Origin of the sequence: Sphingomonas sp. Leaf30, from assembly GCF_001422525.1 — a bacterium.
Taxonomy (GTDB): Bacteria; Pseudomonadota; Alphaproteobacteria; order Sphingomonadales; family Sphingomonadaceae; genus Sphingomonas; species Sphingomonas aerolata.
Genome location: NZ_LMKZ01000002.1, coordinates 508,620 through 528,146, shown reverse-complemented (window position 1 = coordinate 528,146; position 19,527 = coordinate 508,620). Strand labels below are relative to the sequence as shown.

General features: G+C 67.7%; 14 protein-coding genes. 9 read left to right on the top strand and 5 right to left on the bottom strand.

Annotated features, from left to right (window positions below):
• The first annotated feature begins 12 nt into the window (after window positions 1-12).
• On the top strand, window positions 13-627 hold the full coding sequence (locus ASE89_RS09040; protein WP_031394397.1) for a response regulator transcription factor: 615 nt from the start codon (window positions 13-15) through the stop codon (window positions 625-627).
• A gap of 77 nt (window positions 628-704) precedes the next feature.
• A complete protein-coding gene (locus ASE89_RS09035; RefSeq protein ID WP_192003193.1) occupies window positions 705-2,345 on the top strand; it encodes a Na+/H+ antiporter in 1,641 nt (546 codons plus the stop codon).
• Between the two features lie 15 nt (window positions 2,346-2,360).
• On the opposite strand, the gene ASE89_RS09030 is transcribed toward ASE89_RS09035, so the two are convergent.
• Window positions 2,361-3,347, bottom strand: coding sequence for an alpha/beta fold hydrolase (locus ASE89_RS09030; RefSeq protein WP_236701683.1), 987 nt, complete (start codon window positions 3,345-3,347; stop codon window positions 2,361-2,363).
• Between the two features lie 243 nt (window positions 3,348-3,590).
• On the opposite strand from ASE89_RS09030, the gene ASE89_RS09025 reads away from it, so the two are divergent.
• Complete coding sequence (locus ASE89_RS09025) at window positions 3,591-4,997, top strand: coniferyl aldehyde dehydrogenase (RefSeq protein WP_443024342.1); 1,407 nt, start codon at window positions 3,591-3,593, stop codon at window positions 4,995-4,997.
• Window positions 4,998-5,034: 37 nt separating this feature from the next.
• Here ASE89_RS09025 and ASE89_RS09020 read toward each other — a convergent pair whose 3' ends face one another.
• From ASE89_RS09020 to ASE89_RS09005, 4 genes are all read right to left on the bottom strand, one after another.
• On the bottom strand, window positions 5,035-7,362 hold the full coding sequence (locus ASE89_RS09020; RefSeq protein WP_056676271.1) for a TonB-dependent receptor: 2,328 nt from the start codon (window positions 7,360-7,362) through the stop codon (window positions 5,035-5,037).
• A gap of 87 nt (window positions 7,363-7,449) precedes the next feature.
• Window positions 7,450-8,700: an MFS transporter gene (locus tag ASE89_RS09015; protein ID WP_056676270.1), complete on the bottom strand. Its 1,251-nt coding sequence runs from the start codon at window positions 8,698-8,700 to the stop codon at window positions 7,450-7,452.
• A 100-nt stretch (window positions 8,701-8,800) separates the two neighbouring features.
• Window positions 8,801-9,880, bottom strand: coding sequence for an LLM class flavin-dependent oxidoreductase (locus tag ASE89_RS09010; RefSeq protein ID WP_056676269.1), 1,080 nt, complete (start codon window positions 9,878-9,880; stop codon window positions 8,801-8,803).
• Complete coding sequence (locus ASE89_RS09005) at window positions 9,877-10,770, bottom strand: aldo/keto reductase (protein ID WP_056676266.1); 894 nt, start codon at window positions 10,768-10,770, stop codon at window positions 9,877-9,879. Before ASE89_RS09005 ends, ASE89_RS09010 begins: the two co-directional genes overlap by 4 nt.
• Before the next feature lie 43 nt (window positions 10,771-10,813).
• On the opposite strand from ASE89_RS09005, the gene ASE89_RS09000 reads away from it, so the two are divergent.
• The 6 genes from ASE89_RS09000 (at window position 10,814) to ASE89_RS08975 (ending at window position 19,513) form a co-directional block, all read left to right on the top strand.
• Window positions 10,814-11,890, top strand: a complete 1,077-nt coding sequence (locus tag ASE89_RS09000; RefSeq protein ID WP_056676512.1) for a Gfo/Idh/MocA family protein — start codon at window positions 10,814-10,816, stop codon at window positions 11,888-11,890.
• Between the two features lie 72 nt (window positions 11,891-11,962).
• Entirely contained in the window at window positions 11,963-12,262 is a 300-nt protein-coding gene (locus ASE89_RS08995; RefSeq protein WP_056676264.1) for a putative quinol monooxygenase, read from the top strand.
• A gap of 108 nt (window positions 12,263-12,370) precedes the next feature.
• On the top strand, window positions 12,371-12,886 hold the full coding sequence (locus tag ASE89_RS08990; protein ID WP_056676261.1) for an RNA polymerase sigma factor: 516 nt from the start codon (window positions 12,371-12,373) through the stop codon (window positions 12,884-12,886).
• 36 nt (window positions 12,887-12,922) lie between these two features.
• Window positions 12,923-13,858: a FecR family protein gene (locus ASE89_RS08985; protein ID WP_056676254.1), complete on the top strand. Its 936-nt coding sequence runs from the start codon at window positions 12,923-12,925 to the stop codon at window positions 13,856-13,858.
• Window positions 13,837-16,236 (top strand): TonB-dependent receptor, encoded by a 2,400-nt coding sequence (locus tag ASE89_RS08980; RefSeq protein ID WP_330219050.1) that lies wholly within the window; start codon window positions 13,837-13,839, stop codon window positions 16,234-16,236. The genes ASE89_RS08985 and ASE89_RS08980 overlap by 22 nt, the downstream gene beginning before the upstream one ends.
• A gap of 79 nt (window positions 16,237-16,315) precedes the next feature.
• Entirely contained in the window at window positions 16,316-19,513 is a 3,198-nt protein-coding gene (locus tag ASE89_RS08975; RefSeq protein WP_056676250.1) for an autotransporter outer membrane beta-barrel domain-containing protein, read from the top strand.
• Window positions 19,514-19,527 lie beyond the last annotated feature (14 nt).

Genomic DNA, 19,527 nt, shown 5'->3' with positions numbered 1-19,527 from the left:
AAGGATGTCTGGATGCGTACCGTCTATGTCGTCGACGATGACGACGCCGTCCGTGCATCGGTGCAGGGGCTGCTGTCGACCCGTCCGAACCTGCTGATCCGCGGCTTTCGCTCCGGGGATGCGTTTCTGGACGAGCTCAGCAGCCTCGACCCGGGTATCGTGCTGCTCGACCATCATATGCCCGGAACCACCGGGCTTGAGGTGTTGCGAAAGCTTGTGCCGTTCGCACCGCATTTTGCGCCGATCATCCTGACCGGGCAGGGCGACGTGCAGCTCGCCGTCGAGGCGATGAAGGCGGGCGCGCTCGAGTTTCTGGAGAAGCCGTGCGATCCGCACATCCTGCTGCGCACGGTCGACGAAGGTTTTGCGCGGCTCGAAACCGAAACCGCGGCCGCGGACCGGACCCAGGCGGCGCGTCAGCGGATCGCGCGGCTCTCGATGCGCGAGACCGACGTGCTGATGGGACTGATCGACGGCCAGCCGAACAAGGTGATTGCGCATGCGCTGAGCTTGAGCCCGCGGACCGTCGAGATTTACCGCGCCAATCTGATGGACAAGCTCGGCGTACGCAGCCTGTCGGAGGCGCTGCGGATCGCCTTTGCCGCCGGCCTCGTGACGGTCGACTGACGATCGTGGTGTCCAAGGGGGTGTCGTTTGTGGCGTGTGCCGGTTAGGAAGGACCTGACGCCAAGCGGGAGTATCTTTTGGAAGCTGTATCGATCGTTCTGTTCCTCCTGCTCGCGGTCGTCCTGAGCGGGTCCATTTCGCGAATGCTCCCCGTGCCGGTGCCGACGCCTCTGGTGCAGATCATGCTCGGTGCGGTCATCGGTTTGTCGACGTCGTACCGGGTTGCGCTCGATCCCGAACTCTTCCTGCTGCTGTTCCTGCCACCGTTGTTGTTCCTCGATGGCTGGCGGATTCCGAAAGACGAGCTGCTGAAGGACATTTCGACCGTGGTCGAACTGGCGCTGGGGCTGGTCCTGATCACGGTGATCGGCATGGGACTGTTCATCCACTGGATGATCCCGGCGATGCCGCTCGCCGTCGCGTTCGCGCTCGCCGCGGTCGTCTCGCCGACCGATCCTATCGCAGTCTCGGCGATCGCCGCGCGCGTCCCGATCCCGAAGCGGATGATGCACATCCTCGAAGGGGAATCGCTGCTGAACGATGCGTCGGGCCTCGTCTGCCTGCGCTTCGCGATCGCCGCGGCGCTGACCGGATCCTTCTCGCCGTCCTCCGCCGCGATCAACTTCGTCTGGGTTGCCGGCGCAGGCATCGTCGTGGGCGTCGGCCTGACGCTCGCGGTTACGCGCGCCAAAGCATGGGTATCGCGGCGGTTCGGTGAGGAATCGGGGTCGCAGATCCTCGTCAGCTTGCTGATCCCATTCGGTTCCTATCTGCTCGCCGAACATCTCCACGCGTCGGGGATCCTCGCGGCCGTCGCGGCGGGCGTGACGATGACCTATGCCGAGATATCGCGTCAGGCGCTGCCCAATACGCGGATGCGGCGCAACTCGGTGTGGGACACGATCCAGTTCGCGCTCAACGGCATCATCTTCGTGCTGCTCGGCGAACAGCTGCCGGCGATCCTTGCGGGTGCCAGGACGACGGTCAAGATGACGGGGCATGACAGCACTCTCTGGCTAGCTGCCTATGTCCTCGCGATCGTCGCCGGGCTCGCCGCGCTGCGGTTCGTCTGGGTCTGGGTATCGCTGCGGCTGACGTTGCTGCGTCGACGCTATCGTGACGGGGTGACGGTCCACAGCCCGGACTGGCGGGTGGTCGCGGCGATGTCGCTGGCGGGTGTCCGCGGGGCGATCACGCTGGCAGGTGTCCTGACGATCCCGCTCGTGCTCGACGACGGCACCGCGTTTCCGGCGCGCGACCTTGCCATATTCCTCGCCGCGGGGGTGATCATCGTGTCGCTGGTGCTGGCGAGCGTCGGCTTGCCGATCCTCCTCAACGGCCTGACGATGCCGCCCGAGCCGTCGTTGCTGGCGGAAGAGGACGCGGCGCGGGTCGCGGCGGCGGAAGCGGCGATCCGCGCGGTCGAGCGGTCGCAGCATGAGCTGGCCGAACGGATGGGCGACGGCGATTTCTATGCGGCGGCGGGTGGCCGGGTGATGGACATCTATCGCGACCGGATCGACAGCCGCAGCGGTTCTGCCAAGGCGTCCGCGGCCGCGCGGGTGCAGGACCGGATCGAGCGGGACTTCAAGCTCGTCGCGCTCCAGGCCGAACGCAGCACGATCGTCGATCTCGCGCGCGATCGCCGGATCGGCAGTGCGACGATCCGCAAGCTGGTCCGTGAGCTCGACCTCGTCGAGGCCCGGTATCGCAGCTGACGGTTTGCGAGCGCCTCAGACGGGGGCTCCCGGCTTGGTCAGCGTGGAAAGCCATGCGACCACGTCATCGGGTCGTGTCACGGGGATCATGTGGCCGCCCGCGACCAGCGTGAGCGCTGCGCCGGGATAGGCGTCGGCGAGACCCTGGCCGTGCGCCAACGGATCGAGCACTGCGTCGTCGCGTCCGAAAAGGATCGCGGTTGGAACGGACAGTGAGGGATAGCGCGCGACCATGGCCGGCAGATCGGCATTTGCCGCGGCGAGATCTGCCGCTGCTCCGGCAAAGGCCGATGGGCGACCGATCAGCGCGCCGCCGCCGCGCGTGGCGAAATCGTCGGGTACCGGATCGGGTGCGAAGACCATCCGCGCGCCGCTGGGTCGCGCGAGCAGCGCCGCAGGCGTGGCGACCGTCCATGCCAGCGCGCTGCGCATCGCGCGCGTACCAATAGCGCGCGTCGCGACGATCTGCGGCACGGTGGCGAGCGGCTGGGTCAAGGGTGCGATCAGTGCGAGCCCGCCGAGCTGCTGCGGATGATCGAGCGCCAGCGCGAGCGCGATCGCGCCGCCCAGCGAGTGGCCGACGACGAGCGGCCGGTCGAGCCCCATCGCGGTGATGAACGCCGCAACATGCGCGGCTTGTGCACGGATATTGGCCTGCGCGATCGGCGCTGAATAGCCCGAGCCCGGGCGGTCGATCAGGATCACGCGGTGATCCGCACGCAGTCGGTCGAGCAACGCATAGCCGAAGTTACGCATCTGCCCGCCAAGCCCGTGGATCATCACGATCGCCGGGCCCGTTCCACTTTCGAGATAATGCACGCGTCGCCCGTCGATATCGATAAACCTGCCGTCGGCGGGCACGCGGCGTTCCACGCGGTTCGCCGCGAGCCTGGCAAACAGCACAAGACCGGCCACCACACCGAGCGCGAGGCCGGCTGCACGCGCGGCCAGATGGCGAGGCGGCGTGGAGGCCGCATGGTCGTTCTCTTTCATATGCGTCATCTGCCGACGCATAGAATGCGCCGACAGGTCACGCCAAGCCTCCGGCGCGCCTGGAATAACCGCCCGCGAGCGCCAGGTCGCGCGGACCCCATTTCAGGAAGGAGGGTGAGCCGTTCTATCATCTCGTCGATGTCGCATGGGCGGTATGCAACCCGCTTGCGAAGCGGCAGGCGCAGGCGGCATGACGCTGGTATTGGAACCGGGCCGGGCGGGTGCGCCGGATGGGAGATGGCGATGACCGACATGACGGCGATCCTGGCGGCGCAACGCGCGGCATCGATGGCGGCGATGCCCGAGCCGCTGTCGGTCCGCAAGGACCGGCTGAAACGGGCCGCGGCGATGATCCGCGAGTCCGCCACACGGTTCTGCGACGCGCTGTCGGAGGATTTCGGGCACCGGAGCCGCGAGCAATCGATGATCACCGACATCGCCGGATCGATCGGGCCGATCACCCATGCGATCAAGCATCTCGACCGCTGGGCGAAGCCGGAGCGGCGCGCGGTCCAGTTCCCACTCGGGCTGCTCGGCGCGAAGGCCTGGGTCGAATATCAGCCCAAGGGCGTGGTCGGGGTGATCGCGCCGTGGAATTTCCCGGTCAACCTTATCATGGCGCCGCTTGCGGGCATCTTCGCGGCCGGCAACCGTGCGATCGTCAAGACCAGCGAATACACCCCGGTCACGGGCGCGCTGTTCGAGGAGCTCGTCGGGCGGTATTTCGCGGCGGACGAACTGGCTTTTGTCGGGGGCGGTCCGGAGGTCGGCAAGGCGTTCGCCAGCCTGCCGTTCGACCATCTGCTCTTCACCGGCGCGACAGGGATCGGGCGCCATATCCTCCACGCTGCCGCTGACAATCTCGTCCCCGTGACATTGGAGCTGGGCGGCAAGTCGCCAGTGGTGATCGGTGACGGGACGGATATCGCACGCGCGACGGAGCGGGTGGCGCTTGGCAAGATGCTGAATGCCGGCCAGATCTGTCTCGCGCCCGATTACATGCTGGTCCGCGACGCGGACGAGGCTGCGGTGGTGGCCGGGCTGACCGCGGCGGCGAGCGCGATGTATCCGACATTGCTCGACAACCCGGACTATACGTCGCTGGTCAGCGACCGTCACATGGCGCGGTTGAACGACTGGCTCGACGATGCCCGGGCCAAGGGCGCGCGGGTCGAGATCGTCAATCCGGCGGGCGAGGACCTGAGCGGTGCGAACACGCGCAAGATGCCGCTCCACATCGTCCGCGATGCGACCGACGATATGATCGTGATGCAGGAAGAGATCTTTGGTCCGGTCCTGCCGATCCGTCGCTATGACGATATCGACGACGCAATCGGCCAGATCAATCGCCGCGACCGGCCGCTTGCCCTTTATCACTTCGGCAGCGATGCGGACGAGCGTCGCCGGTTGCTCGATCGAACCGTGTCGGGTGGCGTCAGCCTCGACGACGTGATCCTCCACGTGTCGATGGAGGATCTGCCGTTCGGCGGCATCGGCCCGTCGGGCATGGGCGCCTATCACGGCGCAGACGGGTTCCGCACGTTCAGCCATGCCCGTGCGGTCTTCCGGCAGGCGCGGTTCGACGTCGCCAAACTGGCTGGCCTGAAGCCACCCTATGGTGCGACCGCACGCAAGGCCGCCGCGCGGCTGATCAGGTGAACCGCGCGTCCATCCGGCCCGCCGCGCCCGGTGGCGGTCAGAAGTCCTTGCGCAGCAGCAGGCCAGCGTAGCGCTGGTCGTCACGCGGGACGAACCGGACCGTCCCTGCGAACGTCCCCGCGGTCAGGAATGACGAATAGGAGGTGTTCGTCAGGTTCTTCACATAGGCGCGCAACTGCCAGCCCGACTGGTCGCTGAGCAGGGCGACGCTCGCATTCCAGATCGCATAGGCGGGCTGCACGGTGCTCGGCGTCTGCGCCAGCGCATATTGCACCTTGCTGCTGAACGTCACGTCGCTCTGCAGTTCGAGTGCTAGGCTGTCGCTGAGCGCGAAGCGGTACGCCGCATTCTCATAGAGCTTAATCTTGGGTGCATAGGGGAGTGGCTGGCCGTCGATGTTGCAGCTCGTCGGCGCACCCGGCGGGCAGAGGAAATTGCGCACCGTGGCGTCGGTATAGGCGGCCGAGATGTCGAGCGTCAGCCCCTTGGTCGGGCGCAGCGTCACGTCCGCCTCCGCCCCGCGCGAGCGCACCGAGCCCGCGTTGATCAGGCGGCTCACCTGCGCGCCCGCGACGACGTCGTTGAAGCTTGCCTGATACCCGTCGAAGTTCGTCGTGAATGCGGCCAGGCTGTAGCTCAGCGCGCGGTCCGCGGTGCTGCCCTTCAACCCGACTTCATAGGAGTTTGACGTCTCCGGGCTCAGCGGGACCTCGTCGAGCGGCGTCGTGGCGTTGAGCGACCGCATGTTGAAATACACGTTATACGCCGGCCCCTTATAGCCGCGCGAATAGGTGAAATAGGTCTGCGCGTGATCGCCGATGTCATATTGGAGACCCAGCCGGTAGCTGTCGCCACGCCGATCGAGCCCGTCGCTGGCATTGTGATAGGCGCGCACCCCGGGTCGATCGAGCGCCGCTGCGCCGGTATTGAGGGGATCCGCGCTCGACGTGCGGACATGGTAAAAATCCAGGCTGTCCCAGGTCGAACGATAGCCCGCGATACCGCGGAAGCGCGGGGTGAAATTGACGTTGGCCTCGCCGAACAGCGCGAAATTGTCGTTGGTGATGCCGTAGTTCGCGACGCCCGTCGTCGTGCTGCGTGCACCACCAGCGGCGAGCGACGTCAGCGTCCGCTGATAGGTCTCGTCGGTGGTGGCGTGGAGATAATAGGCGCCGAGCACGTAATCGATCAGCCCACCCTTGGGCGATGTGAGCCGCAGCTCCTCCGAGAACTGCTTGGTGTTCACCCGCCCCGTGTCCTGGCCGGACGGGAAGGCGGTCGATAGCGCGGCGACGCTGTCATAATCCTGACGCTGCGTGTTCAACCACTGCCGCCAGCCGGTGATCGAGGTGAGGTGATAGTCGCCGAGCGTCAGGTCACCCGTGAACGAGCCGCCGTAATTTTCGTCGCGCACGTCGGTGATCGTATCGTTGTTCGTGCGGCGGTTGCTGGCGTTCGCACCGATGCCACTTGCCGTAAGCGCGGCAGCCAGGTCGGGCGAATTGGTGACGGTGCCGGTGGGGTAGGCGGTCCGGCTGGTGCTGGCATAGACGCTGGTCGGGGTGGTATCGCGCGAATTGAGATAGTCGCCGATAATCGTGAACTTGAGCGCGTCCGACGGCGTGATCACCAGCTTGCCGCGCGCACCGTAGCGTCGATAGCCGTTGACGTCGTCGTTGCGCGTGACGTTGCGGACATTGCCCTTGAAGTCGTCGTAAAGGCCGCCGATCAGCGCCTGGACCTTGCCGGGCACGAGCGCGCCCGAGATGCCGGCCTTGATCCGGTATTCCTCGTCCGACGTGACGCCCGCTTCGCCGAACATCCGGAACTCGTCGGTCGGATTGCGCGTGACGATGTTGACGACGCCCGCCGACGCGTTCTTGCCGAACAACGTGCCCTGTGGACCACGCAGCACCTCGATCCGCTCGACCTCGCCCAGGTCGAGCGTCGACTGGCCGGGGCGGGTGAGGACAACGCCGTCGAGCACGGTCGACACCGACGGCTCGACGCCCGGCGAAGTGGTGATCGTGCCGACGCCGCGAATGAAGATCGTTCGGTCCTTGTTCGACGCACCGCTGCGAAAGCCGACCGCGGGGATCGTCGCGGCGATGTTCTCGACGGTGTTCAACTGGCGTTCGGCGAGCGACTGCCCGCTGACGGCGGTGATCGCGATCGGTACGGACTGCAGGCTTTCGTTGCGAAAGCGCGCGGTGACGACGACGTCTTCGCCGGTGTCGGCGGCAGGCGTCGCCGCCTTGGGCGGCGCGACTGCCGGCGCCGCGGCCGTGTCCTGAGCGAATGCCGGCGCGGCCAGGGTCGCAAGCGCGGTGCCGGCCAGCAGCGCCACATGGCGTGGATCGATCATGATATCCCTCCCGAAGATGATGTCGTCTTTTAAATCCCATTCAGCCGATGGGTATATAGATCTGGATGCAGCCGCATCGTATCAGCTTTAGTGCCCCTCGACCGGGCGCAACCGCGGCAGCAGCAGCTGGATCCAGCCGACCGCGAGCAGATAGGAGACGCTGGCGAACAGAAACAGCGGCAGGTAGCCGAGCCCGGCGGTCAGGACGAGGCCGGCGACCTTGGCGATCACCATACCACCGACATTGCCGCTGAACGAGCCGAACGCGGTGACCCGGCCAAGCTTGTCCTGCGGGACGACGTCGGCGATCAGCGCGAACAGGTTGGTCGAGAACGCCTGGTGCGCGGCGAGCGTCAGCGCCATCAGCGCGATCGTGACGGGATAGCTGCCGACGTAAAGCACGAGCGGAACGGGCAGGACGCAAAGCGCGGCAACCAGCAATATGCCCTTGCGCACCGCGTTGACGCTGTATCCCAGGCTCAGCAACCGGGTCGCCACGCCGCCGCCGAGCAGCGAGCCGACCGCAGCGCCACCATAGGCAATCGCGAGTGGGACGCCGAGCGCGACCCCGCTCAGCCCATATTGGCGGTGGAAGAAGTCGGGCAGCCAGAAGAGCATCAGCCACCAGGTCGCGTCGGACAGGATCTTGGCGACCGCGATCGCCCAGGTCTGGCGGTTGCGCAGGATCGGGCCGTATTCGCCGACCGGTGCCGCGGCATCTGCTGGGCCCACGGGCTGCGAGGTAAAGCGCAGGCGGCGGGTTGCGATCAGCCAGACCGCCGCCCAGACGAGCCCGAGCGCGCCTGCGATGACGAACGTCCCCCGCCAGCCGACGAGCAGCGCGACCCCCGGAATGGCCAGCGGCGCCAGAATCGCACCGATGCTGTTGGCAGCATTGGTCGCGCCGAACCCGCTCGACCGCCAGTTCTTGGGCAGCACCGACGCGATCGTCTTGATCCCGGTCGGCGTGCCCATCGCCTCGGTCGCGCCCAGGCTGACGCGGATCATCACGAACTCGGTCATCGATCGTGCCCAGCCATGCGCCATCGCGGCGATGCTCCACGCCGCGACACCGATCGGGTTCGCCCATTTCACCCCGAGCTTGTCGACGATCCAGCCGGTGAACAGGAACGCGAACGCCGCGCCGCCCTGGAACCAGGCGGCGAGCGTCCCGTAATCATCGTCACTCCAGCCGAGATCGGCGGCGATCGTCGGCTTCAGCACGGCGATGATCTGGCGGTCGACGAGGTTGAGGATGCCGGCGGTGACGACCAGCGCGAACAGCAATGTGCGGCCACGGGCGCTGAGTTGCGCGACGGTCTTGATGGGCAAAGTCATAGCGGGCCAGCATGGACGAGAGGACGATGGATGCGAGCCAGTTTCTCTTGTCCGCGTCGGTTATTTGATTTCAGTCGGTCGCAGCGGCCAGGCCTGCGTCCTAGACGACCAAGGGACCATGCTCGATCCGCGGCAGCACGTGGCGGGCGAACAGGTCGGCCTCGGCGGCGTGCGGATAGCCCGACAGGATGAACGCATCGATTCCTTCGGCCCGGTAGGCGTTGAGCTTGGCGAGCACCTGATCCGGATCGCCGACGATCGCAGCCCCGCATCCCGACCGTGCGCGGCCGATCCCGGTCCACAGATTGGCTTCGGCATAGCCGTCGTCGGATCCCTCACGCAGTTCGGCCTGGCGACGGACGCCGGCGGACTGCGAATCGAGCGAACGCGCGCGGATCGCCTGGCCCTCGGCATCGTCGAGCTTTGACAGCAGACGATCGGCCGCGGCGCGGGCTTCGGCCTCGGTGTCGCGGACGACAACATGGACACGGTAGCCGAAGCGCAGCGTGCGGCCGTAACGTGCGGCGCGGGCACGCAGGTCGGCGATGATCGCACGAACGCCGTCCATCGTGTCGGGCCACATCAGATAGACGTCGGCATTGGTCGCCGCGGCTTCCCGCGCCGCCTCGGACAGGCCACCGAAATAAAGCGCGGGACAGCGCCCCGACACGGTGGTCGTCCGGGGAGGATCGAGCTTCAGCTTCCAGAAGTCGCCGTCATGGTCGAGCGGCTTGCCGTCGAGCAGCGTGCGCAGGATGTGCATCGCCTCGACGGTGCGCGCATAGCGTGGCGCGCTCGCGAGCGTTTCGCCGGGCAGGTCGCTCGAAATGATGTTGATCGCCAGCCGGCCGCCGAGCATCTGGTCGATCGTCGCAATCTGCCGGGCGAGCTGCGGCGGCCAGCTTTCGCCGATCCGTACCGCCATCAGCAACCGCAATCTCTTGAGCATCGGTGCGATGCCCGCGGCGAACGCGGTCGTGTCGATGCCGAGCGTATAGCCCGAGGGTAGCAGGATGTTGTCGTATCCCGCCGTCTCGGCCTGCATCACGATGTCGCGGCAATGCTCCCAGCTCGATTTCAGCGCAGGGTCGGGGACGCCGAGAAACTCGTAATCATCATCGCACAGCGCCGAAAACCAGCTGATCTCGCAGGGCGGGAGGCTTGCCGACGGATCGATCATGGCAACGAGACACCCATGCCGGCCTGCAGCACCGCATACCATTCGCTGCGGGTCCACGCGACCTTGTACGCATCGGCCGACGCTGCGATCCGTGCCGGGGTCTGCGAGCCGACGATCGGGATGATCCGCGCCGGATGCGCCATGATCCAGGCGAGGGTCGCGGTCGCGGCGTCGACGCCGTAGCGCGCGCCATGCTCGGCGAGCAGCGTTGCCGCCGGATGATCGCCCTGCGCCAGCCGGCCCCCGCCAAGCGGCGACCACGCCATCACCGCGACGTCGTGCGCCATCGCCTGATCGAGCGTGCCATCGAACAGGGGGGTGGTCTGGAGCGGCGAAAACTCGGGCTGGGTGCTGACGATCGGCTGGCCGAGAAACGCCTGCAACGCCGCGAATTCGTGGACGCTGTAGTTCGAGACGCCGAGGCTGCGCACCTTGCCTGCGTCGACCATGCGCGTCAGCGCCTCGGCGACCTCCTGCGGATGGGTCATGAAATCGCGGCGGTGAATCTGGTACAGGTCGACCTGGTCGATCGCCATCCGCGTCAGCGACGCATCGAGGGCGTCGGCTAGATACTCTGCACTGGAATTATACGGGATGCCGGGACGGATGCCCGCCTTGGTCGCGATCACCATGTTTGCGCGCAGGCTGCGGTCCTCGGCCAGCGCGCGACCGAACAGCGCCTCCGCCGAGCCGAAGCCCGCCGGGACGTCGCAGCCATAGATGTCGGCGGTGTCGAAGAAGTTGATCCCCGCACCCAGCGCCGCGTCGATCATCGCGCGGACCGGCGCGGTTTCTCCGGCCAGCCGCCACATGCCCCAGGCTATCGGCGAAACAAGGATTTCGCTCTTGCCGAGCGGGCGAAGGTCGTTGGAAAGGCGGATCGTCGTCATGCCGACGGCTCATGGCATAGGGATAGACAGCTTGGTAGCCACGATCAGATACGGTGTCGTCGGAACGGGCATGATGGGCGTCGAACACATCCGCAACCTGGCGATCCTGCCCGGTGCGGAGGTCGTCGCGATCGCGGATCCGGTCGCGACCTCGATCGACTGGGCGACCGAGGCGCTCGGCGACCGGGCCGATGGCGTCGCGCGGTTCGACTCGGTCGAGGCGTTTGCGAAGCGGGCCGATGTCGACGCGATCGTCATCGCGTCGCCGAACAATACGCACCGCGACGTGCTCGATCAGCTGTTCGCGATGGACGCCGCGATCCTGTGCGAGAAGCCGCTGGCGACGACGATCGACGATGCGCGGTGGATCGTCGATCGTGCCGCCGCACACGCCAAGCCGTTCTGGACCGGGATGGAGTATCGTTTCATGCCGCCCGCAGCCGCCTTTATCGAGCAGGTCCAGGCGGGCCGGGTCGGCCGGTTGCAGATGCTGTCGATCCGCGAGCACCGCTTTCCCTTCCTGCCCAAGGTCGGCGACTGGAACCGGTTTGCCCGGAACACCGGCGGCACGATGGTGGAGAAATGCTGTCACTTCTTCGATCTGATGCGGCTGATCGTCGGGTCGGAAGCGGTGCGCGTCCATTGCTCGGGCGCGATGGACGTGAACCATCTCAACGAACTTTATGACGGCGAGCGCCCGGACATCATCGACAACAGCTATACGACGGTCGATTTCGCGAACGGCGTGCGGGCGATGCTCGATCTCAGCATGTTCGCTGATGGTGCGGAGAATCAGGAGGAGATGTCGGCGACGGGCGATGCGGCGCGGCTCGACGTGCTGATTCCTGCCGGCGAGCTCGTCTATTCGCCACGGGTCGGATTTCTCAACCCCAAGGCGGTCGAGCGCAGTCATGTCTCGGTCGATCCGGCGGCCCGGGCCGCAGGCTCGCACGAAGGCGCAACCTATTATCAGCACGCCGCTTTTGCCGCCGCCGTGCGCGGCGAGGGACCGGTGCAGGTCACCGCGGAAGATGGTCTACGCGCGGTCGCGATCGGTACCGCGGCGGAGATCAGCGCGCGCGAGCACCGGGTCGTGACGATGGCGGAACTGGGCGTCTGACACGGCCGCGGGGTTGCGCGCCATCCGCCGGGCGCGCACAGGCTGTGGCGAAATCACGCCCAGGAGGTCGATATGCCCGTGAAGGTCATTGCGTTCGTTTCCGTCAAGCCCGGCCATGAGGAGGCGTTCATTGACGCCGCCCGCATCTGCGCCGCGGCGTCGCGTAATGAACCGGGGGTGCTCCACTACGATCTGTGGCGCGAGGCCGATGGCGACCGGCGTTTCGTGTTCAACGAGCTGTATGTCGACGATGCCGCGGTTCAGGCGCACATGGCGTCCGACCATTTCAAGGCACTGGGCGTGGCGTCACGCGATCTCGCCGCCGCGCGACCGACGATCATCGCCACGAATCCGGTCGACGTTGCAGGCTGAGGCAACACCGCGGCAAGGGCGCGCGCATCCGTGAGGGGCTAACGCGCGCCGCCTGCGGCCGAGCGTCCGCCATGGTCGTGACGTTTTCTCTTACGGTATAGGCGACGGATGGACACGCAGGGTCTGGAGGCCGTTTTCCTCGCCAATCGCGATACGCTGCTCCGCTTTCTGTCGGCGCATGGCGCGGGGGATGCGGCGGAAGACCTTTTGCACGAGCTCTGGATTCGTGTGCGGACGCCGCGCGGCGGACCGATCGCCGCGCCGCTGGCCTATCTGTACCGCGCGGCGCACAATCTCATGCTCGACCGTCATCGCGCGGTCCGGCAGGCCGCCAGACGCGATCATGACTGGAGCGACGCGGTCGGTGCCACGGTCGCGGGCCAGTCCGATGCACCATCGGGTGAGCGCGTGCTGATCGCGCGCGAAGAGGCGCGGATGGCAGCGCGCGCCCTGGAGGCGATCGGCGAACGCGCCGCGGCGGTGTTTCGCCGCCACCGGATCGACGGGGTCGCCCAACGTGCGATCGCGGACGAGATGGGCGTGAGCCTCAGCACCGTCGAAAGCGACCTGCGGCAGGCCTATCGTGCGATGATCGCGTTGAAAGGGCGGCTCGATGAGGTTTGAGGCGAACGTCTCCGTCAAGCCAGTCAGGAGGCCATGATGGCGCAGGACGACACCGCATTGGACGCACAGGCGCTCGACTGGATCGTGCGGACGGGCGATCCCGCATTCGACGACTGGCCCGGCTTCATGGCGTGGATGGAGGCGGACCCGGCGCATGCCCCGCGCTATCACGCGCTGAACGCCGCAATCGATGATGGCGTCGCACTGGTGTGCGCGCCGCAGGCGGGCGCGGTGGCGCCTCCGATCGCCAGCCCGTCACGACGCGCGCCGAAGCGTATCGGTCGGTGGGCCGGTGGGGCGATCGCCGCATCGCTGGCGGTCGTCGCCGGCCTTTCGGTCTATGAGCGCCGGCCCCAACCCTATGCCGTCGAGGCGGCGCCGGGGGCCGCGCGGACGATCCTGCTTGCTGAGGGAAGCCGGATCATGCTCGCGGGCGGTTCGCGTGTGACGATCGATCGACGTGATGCGCGTATCGCGACGCTCGATCGGGGCGAGGCGATGTTCGTCGTCGCGCATGATGCGGCGGATCCGTTCGAGGTCCGGGTCGGCGAGACGCGGCTGGTCGATGTCGGCACGGCCTTCGACGTCAAGCGTACTAGTGATGGCATGCGCGTTGCCGTGTCCGAAGGTGCGGTCGACTATGATCCGGGTCCGAACGCGATCCGGATGACGGCGGGGCAGGGCGTCGTGGCCACGCGCGGCGGTGTGATGCGGATCACGGTCGATGCCGCGGCGGTCGGATCGTGGCGCGAGGGGCGGCTCGCGTTCGAAAATACGCCGATGACCGAAGTCGCCGAAGACCTGTCGCGGACACTGGGCATCACGATCGCGGTGGCGCCGGACGTCGCCGATCGCCGCGTCCGTGCAACGATCGCCACGGCAGGGCTCGCGCGGGACCCCATGCCGCTCGCTGCACTGCTCGACGTGACGATGCGGCGGTCCGCCCAGGGTTGGACGATGTCGGCACGGTGATCCGGCAGGGCGGGGTCTTTGTCGTTATGGTGGCAATCGCCGGGCTGACCGCTGCGTCGGCTGCGGCGGGGCCGGTATCGCTCGACCTTCGCGCGGGCCGGCTGGGCGACTCCGTCCTGGCGCTGGGACGGCAGGCCGGGGTCAGCATCGCCGTCGACGACCCGGTCCTGTGGGCACGACCCGTCCCCGCGATCCGGGGACGCTTCACGGCGCGGCAGGCGCTCGCAAAGCTCGCACGGTCGACGGGGTCGACGATACGGTCCGCAGGGGCCGGGGGGTGGCGTCTGGTCGCGCGTGACGCGCCGCCACGTGCGGCACAGCGCCGTCTGCCGGGGGCGAGCGCGAATGCCGCGCCGGCAGTGCCGACCATCGCAGGGGCAGATATCATCGTCGCCGCGAGCAAGCGGGACACCCGGCTGCGCGATTTTGCCGGGCAGGTCGCACATCTCGACGGGATCGACTTGGCGCTTGGCGGCGCGGGGGGCAGCGACGCGGTGCTGGCGCGGCTGGCGAGCGTGTCGTCGACGCATCTCGGTGCGGGGCGCAACAAGCTGTTCATTCGCGGCATCGCGGATTCGAGCTTCACCGGACCGACGCAGACGACCGTCGGCCAGTATCTCGGTGACATCCGGCTCAGCTACAACGCGCCCGATCCCGACCTGCGGCTCTACGATATCGCCTCGGTCGAGGTGCTCGAGGGGCCACAGGGCACCCTGTACGGCGCAGGGTCGCTCGGTGGCATCATCCGCACCGTCCCCAATGCGCCGGTGATCGACGACACGACGGCCGCCATCGCGACGGGCGTGTCCGCGACGACGCATGGCGACCCCGGCGGCGACATCGGCGCGACGCTCAACCTGCCGGTATTGGAGGGCCGGATGGCGCTGCGCATCGTGGGCTATGCGGTGACGGAGGGCGGGTATATCGACAACCCGACGCTCGGGCAGAGCGACGTGAACCGCACCAGCATCGCCGGCGGGCGGGGTACGCTGCGCGTCGATCTGGGGCGCGACTGGACGCTCGATCTGGGCGGCGTGTACCAGCGGACCCGCGGCGACGACAGCCAGTATACCGATCGCGACGCACCGCCCCGCACGCGGAACAGCGCCGTCGTGCAGGGCTTCGGTGCGGACTACCGAATGGGCGACCTGGTCGTATCGGGCACGCTTGGCGGCCTGATGCTGCGATCGTCGACGGCGATTGTCGGGCAGACGCTGACGGAACGCTATGACGCCACCATGGTGGACGGTGATCCGCGGCTGTTCGTGCAGCGCAACGCGACCGCGATGGTGACCAACGAGACCCGGTTGTGGCGGCCGATGCGCGCCGGCTTCGGCTGGGTGGTGGGCGGCAGCTTCACGCACAACCGGACACGGCTGTCGCGCGCACTCGGCGCAGTCGAGGCACCGGTGCCCGTGACGGGCGTCACCAACCGGATCGACGAGGCGACGCTGTATGGCGAGGGCAGCATCGCGCTGTTCCCCGGATTGATCGCGACCGGCGGCGCGCGCGTGACACGGGCCGCGCTGTCGGGAACGGGCCAGGATCTGGCGGAGGCCCTCGCTCCGATCGCGCTGGCAAGGGCGCAGGTGACCGCCAGCCGTCGCGAAACCAGCCTGTTGCCGTCCGGATCGCTGATCGCAACGGTGCTGCCGCGGCTGTCGCTCTATGCCCGGTACCAGCAGGGGTTCCGCCCAGGCGGGCTCGCGATCGAGAGCGACTTCGTCCGGCGGTTCCGCAACGACCGGGTCCGCACGATCGAAAGCGGCATACGGTTCGGGCAGAGCGGGATCGACGCGGTATCCCTGTCGGCCGGGCTGTCACATACGCTGTGGGACGATATCCAGGCGGATTTCATCGACGGGTCGGGGTTGCCGAGTACCGCCAATATCGGCAACGGCCGGATCTGGTCGGCAAGCGCGGCAGCCGCCTGGCGACCGGTCGCCGGGCTCACGATCGACGCCGGGCTGACGTATAACGACAGCCGGGTGACCGAACCCAGCCAGGCCTATGCACTGGCGTTCGCGCGCATGAGCCAGGTTCCCAATATCGCCCGGTTCGCAGGGCGGCTGGGGCTCGACTATAGCCGGCCGCTCCGCGGTGACCTCGATCTGCGGGTCTATGGCTGGGCGCGTTATGTCGGCCGCTCCCGGCTCGGTATCGGCCCGGTGCTCGGGGAGGAGCAAGGCGATTATCTCGATACCGCGCTGACAATGCGGGTCGGCCGGCCGACCCTGGGCTTCACGCTCGGCGTGACCAATCTGACGGATGGCACCGGCAATCGCTTCGCGCTTGGCACGCCGTTCCAGATCGGCAGCGGCCAGATCACGCCGTTGCGTCCCCGCACGTTGCGCCTTGGGATAGACGCGGCATTCTGAAAAGCTGCGCAGGTCGGCAAGGCTGCGCGGCAATGGTTCCGTCCTGTGTTCGAAACATATTCGAAAAGGGACCTGGTTCATGCGTCGTATCCTGCTTGCCTCTACCTGCCTGATGGCGGTCGTTCCGGCCCATGCGCAGACCACGATCGAGACCAAGCGCACCGATGCGGTGCGGACATCGACCGTGAAGGCCGGGGCGCCGGATGCGATCCGGATCACGGCCGCGGGATCGGTGACCCCTGCCGGCGGTACGGCGGTGACGATCGACAGCGTGCACGCCGTCACCAACGAAGGCACCGTCCAGATCACCAATGCGGACAATGCGACGGGCATTCTCGCGGTGGCGGGGACGGGCGGCGGTATCACGAACAGCGGCAAGATCATCGTCGACGAGACCTATGAGGCGACCGATGTCGACAAGGATGGCGATCTCGACGGCCCCTTCGCGGCGGGCAGCGGCCGTACCGGCATCCGCACCGCGGGCGCCTATAGCGGCGCCATCGCCAATACGGGCGCGATCACGGTCGAGGGGAACGAGTCCGCAGGGATCTGGCTCGGCGGCCCGCTGTCCGGCGCGTTCAAGACCGAGGGCACGATTGCGGTGACGGGGACGAACGTGGTCGGCGTACGGACGGGCGACATTACCGGCAACGTCCGGCTCGCCGGAACGGTCGCGGCGATCGGGCAGGGGGCCGTGGCGGTCCGGTTAGACGGCGCGATCACCGGTGCGCTGGTGGTGCAGGGTTCGCTCGGCGCGACCGGCTACCGTACCACGACCGCGCCGGCGGATCCGTCGAAGCTCGATGCCGACGACCTGTTGCAGGGCGGCTCGGCGCTGGTCGTCGCGGGCAACGTGTCGGGGGGAATCGTCTTCGCAGTGCCGCCAAAGGATGCCAGCACGACCGACAATGACGAAGACAAGGACGGGATCGACGACAGCAAGGAGGGATCGGCCATGGTCACCGCCTATGGCGCGGCACCAGCGGTCCAGATCGGGTCGGCGACCAATGCGGTCGCGATCGGCGCAGTCGCGGGTAGCGGCACGAATTTCGGCCTGATCGTCGATGGCGGCATCGGTGGCAGCGGTGTCTATGCGGGTGTCACCGCGACCGGCCTGTCGATCGGCGGCCTTGGTGGCAGCGTGTCGATCGTCAACGGGATTGCGGTCAACGGCACGGTCCAGGCGCAGGCCAACGGGGCGAGTGCGACCGCGATCCGGATCGGCAGCGGCACGACGACGCCCGAACTGCGCAATGCCGGGACGATCGCGGCGGCGGGCGGCGGCACGACCGCGTCGCTGTCGAGCGCGGTCCTGATCGAGGCGGGCGCGACGGTCGGCACGATCCGCAACAGCGGTACGATCAAGGCGAGCGCACAGGCGGCCGATGGCAGCGCCACCGCGATCCTCGACCGGTCCGGCCGGGTGACGCTGGTGGAGAATAGCGGGGCGATCACCGCAAGTGGTGCACTGGCTACGTCAGAGCGCAACGTCGCGATCGACCTGTCCGCAGCGACGGCGGGCGCCACCGTCCGCCAGACCGCGGTCGCGGCGGGCGTCACGGCGCCGAGCATCGTCGGTGACGTTCGGTTCGGTTCGGGGAACGACGTGTTCGAGATCGCCGATGGCACCGTGTCGGGCACGACCCGGTTCGGCGGCGGCGCGAACCGTCTCGCGCTGTCGGGCGACGCAGCCTATGCGGGGGCTGCGCTCTTCGGCGCCGGCAATGACGCGATGGCGCTTGCCGGTACCGCGGTGTTCAGCGGCGCGGCGGATTTCGGTGGCGGGGCGGACACGCTGACCATCGGCGGGACATCGCGCTTTTCGGGCACGCTCGCCAACAGCGGCGGGCTGGCCGTGACGGTCGCGGGCGGTACGCTCGACCTGACCAAGGCTGCAACGATCGCGTCGCTGGCGATGGGCTCGGGCAGCGTGCTGGCGGTGACGCTGGACAAGACCGGGGGGACGGGGACGTCGATCACCGTCGCCGGGGTGGCGTCGTTCGAGAAGGACACCAAGCTCGCGCTCAAGCTCGCCAGCATCACCGGTGCGGAAGGACGGTACACGGTCCTGCGCGCGGGGAGCCTGACCGGCGCGGCAAACCTGACCGCCTCGACCACGCTGTTGCCGTTCCTTTACAAGGGGAACGTCGCGACGGGCACGGGCAACGACGTTGCGATCGACATCGTCCGCAAGACCACGGTCGAACTCGGCCTCAACCGCTCGCAGACCTCCGCCTACAACGCAGTCTATGCGGCGCTCGGCACCGACGCCAAGGTCGGCCAGGCGTTCCTGAACATCAATGACGGCGACGCATTTCGCGGATCGCTGCGCCAGATGCTTCCGGATCATGCCGGCGGGACGTTCGAGACCGTGACGATGGGCTCGCGCGCGACGGCCCGGGTGATCGCCGACCCGCACGGCCCGTTCAAGGATGAGGGCCAGTGGGGCTACTGGGTCAGCCAGGTCGGCTGGGGCACGTCGAAGAGCATCGGCGATACCGGCGGCTATGACGTGACCGGCTGGGGCGTCTCCGGCGGGGCCGAATACAAGACCGGGCTGGGCAATATCGGTGCGTCGCTAGCCTATCTCAGCGGCCGCGATGCCGATGAGGGGACCAGCAATGAGGTCAGCTCCAACCAGTATGAGCTCGCGGCCTATTGGCGTGGGCACTGGGGTGGGCTGAACGCCAATGCCCGCGCCTCGGGTGCGCGGATCGGGTTCGACGGCGTGCGGCGCTTCGCCGGCACCGCGGGGACCGAGGCGGTCCAGCGCGTGTCGAGCGCGGACTGGAACGGCACGCTCTACTCGGCGTCGGGCGGCCTGTCCTATGATGCCGATCTGGGCAATATCTCGTTCCGGCCGATCATCGCGGTCGATTATTACAAGCTGAAGGAGGACGGCTACAGCGAAACCGGGGGCGGCACCGCGATCGATCTGGTCGTCCAGTCACGCAGCAGCGACGAACTGGCCGTGACCGGTAGCGCGGCGCTGGGTCTCGATCTCGGGGGACAGAACCAGGACGCAGGCTGGTTCCGCTTCGAGCTCGAGGGCGGGCGGCGCGAGCTCGTTGGCGGGGGGCTGGGTGCGACGACCGCGGCCTTTGCCGGCGGGACCGCGTTCACGCTGACACCCGAGGAGCGGACCAGCGGCTGGGTCGGCAAGCTGCGCGCGGTCGGCGGCAATGCGGCGTTCCGCTTCGGCGGCGAATTCAACGCCGAGGAGCAGCAGGGACGCGCCGCGTTGTCGCTACGCGCAAGCCTGCAGATCGGGCTGTAACGACGGAAGACTGG

Bases quoted from the DNA above. Each gene is read 5' to 3' on its own strand.
- ASE89_RS09040 (WP_031394397.1), top strand. From the start codon at position 13: ATGCGTACCGTCTATGTCGTCGACGATGACGACGCCGTCCGTGCATCG.
- ASE89_RS09030 (WP_236701683.1), bottom strand. From the start codon at position 3,347: ATGACGCATATGAAAGAGAACGACCATGCGGCCTCCACGCCGCCTCGC.
- ASE89_RS09025 (WP_443024342.1), top strand. From the start codon at position 3,591: ATGACGGCGATCCTGGCGGCGCAACGCGCGGCATCGATGGCGGCGATG.
- ASE89_RS09020 (WP_056676271.1), bottom strand. From the start codon at position 7,362: ATGATCGATCCACGCCATGTGGCGCTGCTGGCCGGCACCGCGCTTGCG.
- ASE89_RS09015 (WP_056676270.1), bottom strand. From the start codon at position 8,700: ATGACTTTGCCCATCAAGACCGTCGCGCAACTCAGCGCCCGTGGCCGC.
- ASE89_RS09010 (WP_056676269.1), bottom strand. From the start codon at position 9,880: ATGATCGATCCGTCGGCAAGCCTCCCGCCCTGCGAGATCAGCTGGTTT.
- ASE89_RS09005 (WP_056676266.1), bottom strand. From the start codon at position 10,770: ATGACGACGATCCGCCTTTCCAACGACCTTCGCCCGCTCGGCAAGAGC.
- ASE89_RS08995 (WP_056676264.1), top strand. From the start codon at position 11,963: ATGCCCGTGAAGGTCATTGCGTTCGTTTCCGTCAAGCCCGGCCATGAG.
- ASE89_RS08990 (WP_056676261.1), top strand. From the start codon at position 12,371: ATGGACACGCAGGGTCTGGAGGCCGTTTTCCTCGCCAATCGCGATACG.
- ASE89_RS08985 (WP_056676254.1), top strand. From the start codon at position 12,923: ATGGCGCAGGACGACACCGCATTGGACGCACAGGCGCTCGACTGGATC.
- ASE89_RS08975 (WP_056676250.1), top strand. From the start codon at position 16,316: ATGCGTCGTATCCTGCTTGCCTCTACCTGCCTGATGGCGGTCGTTCCG.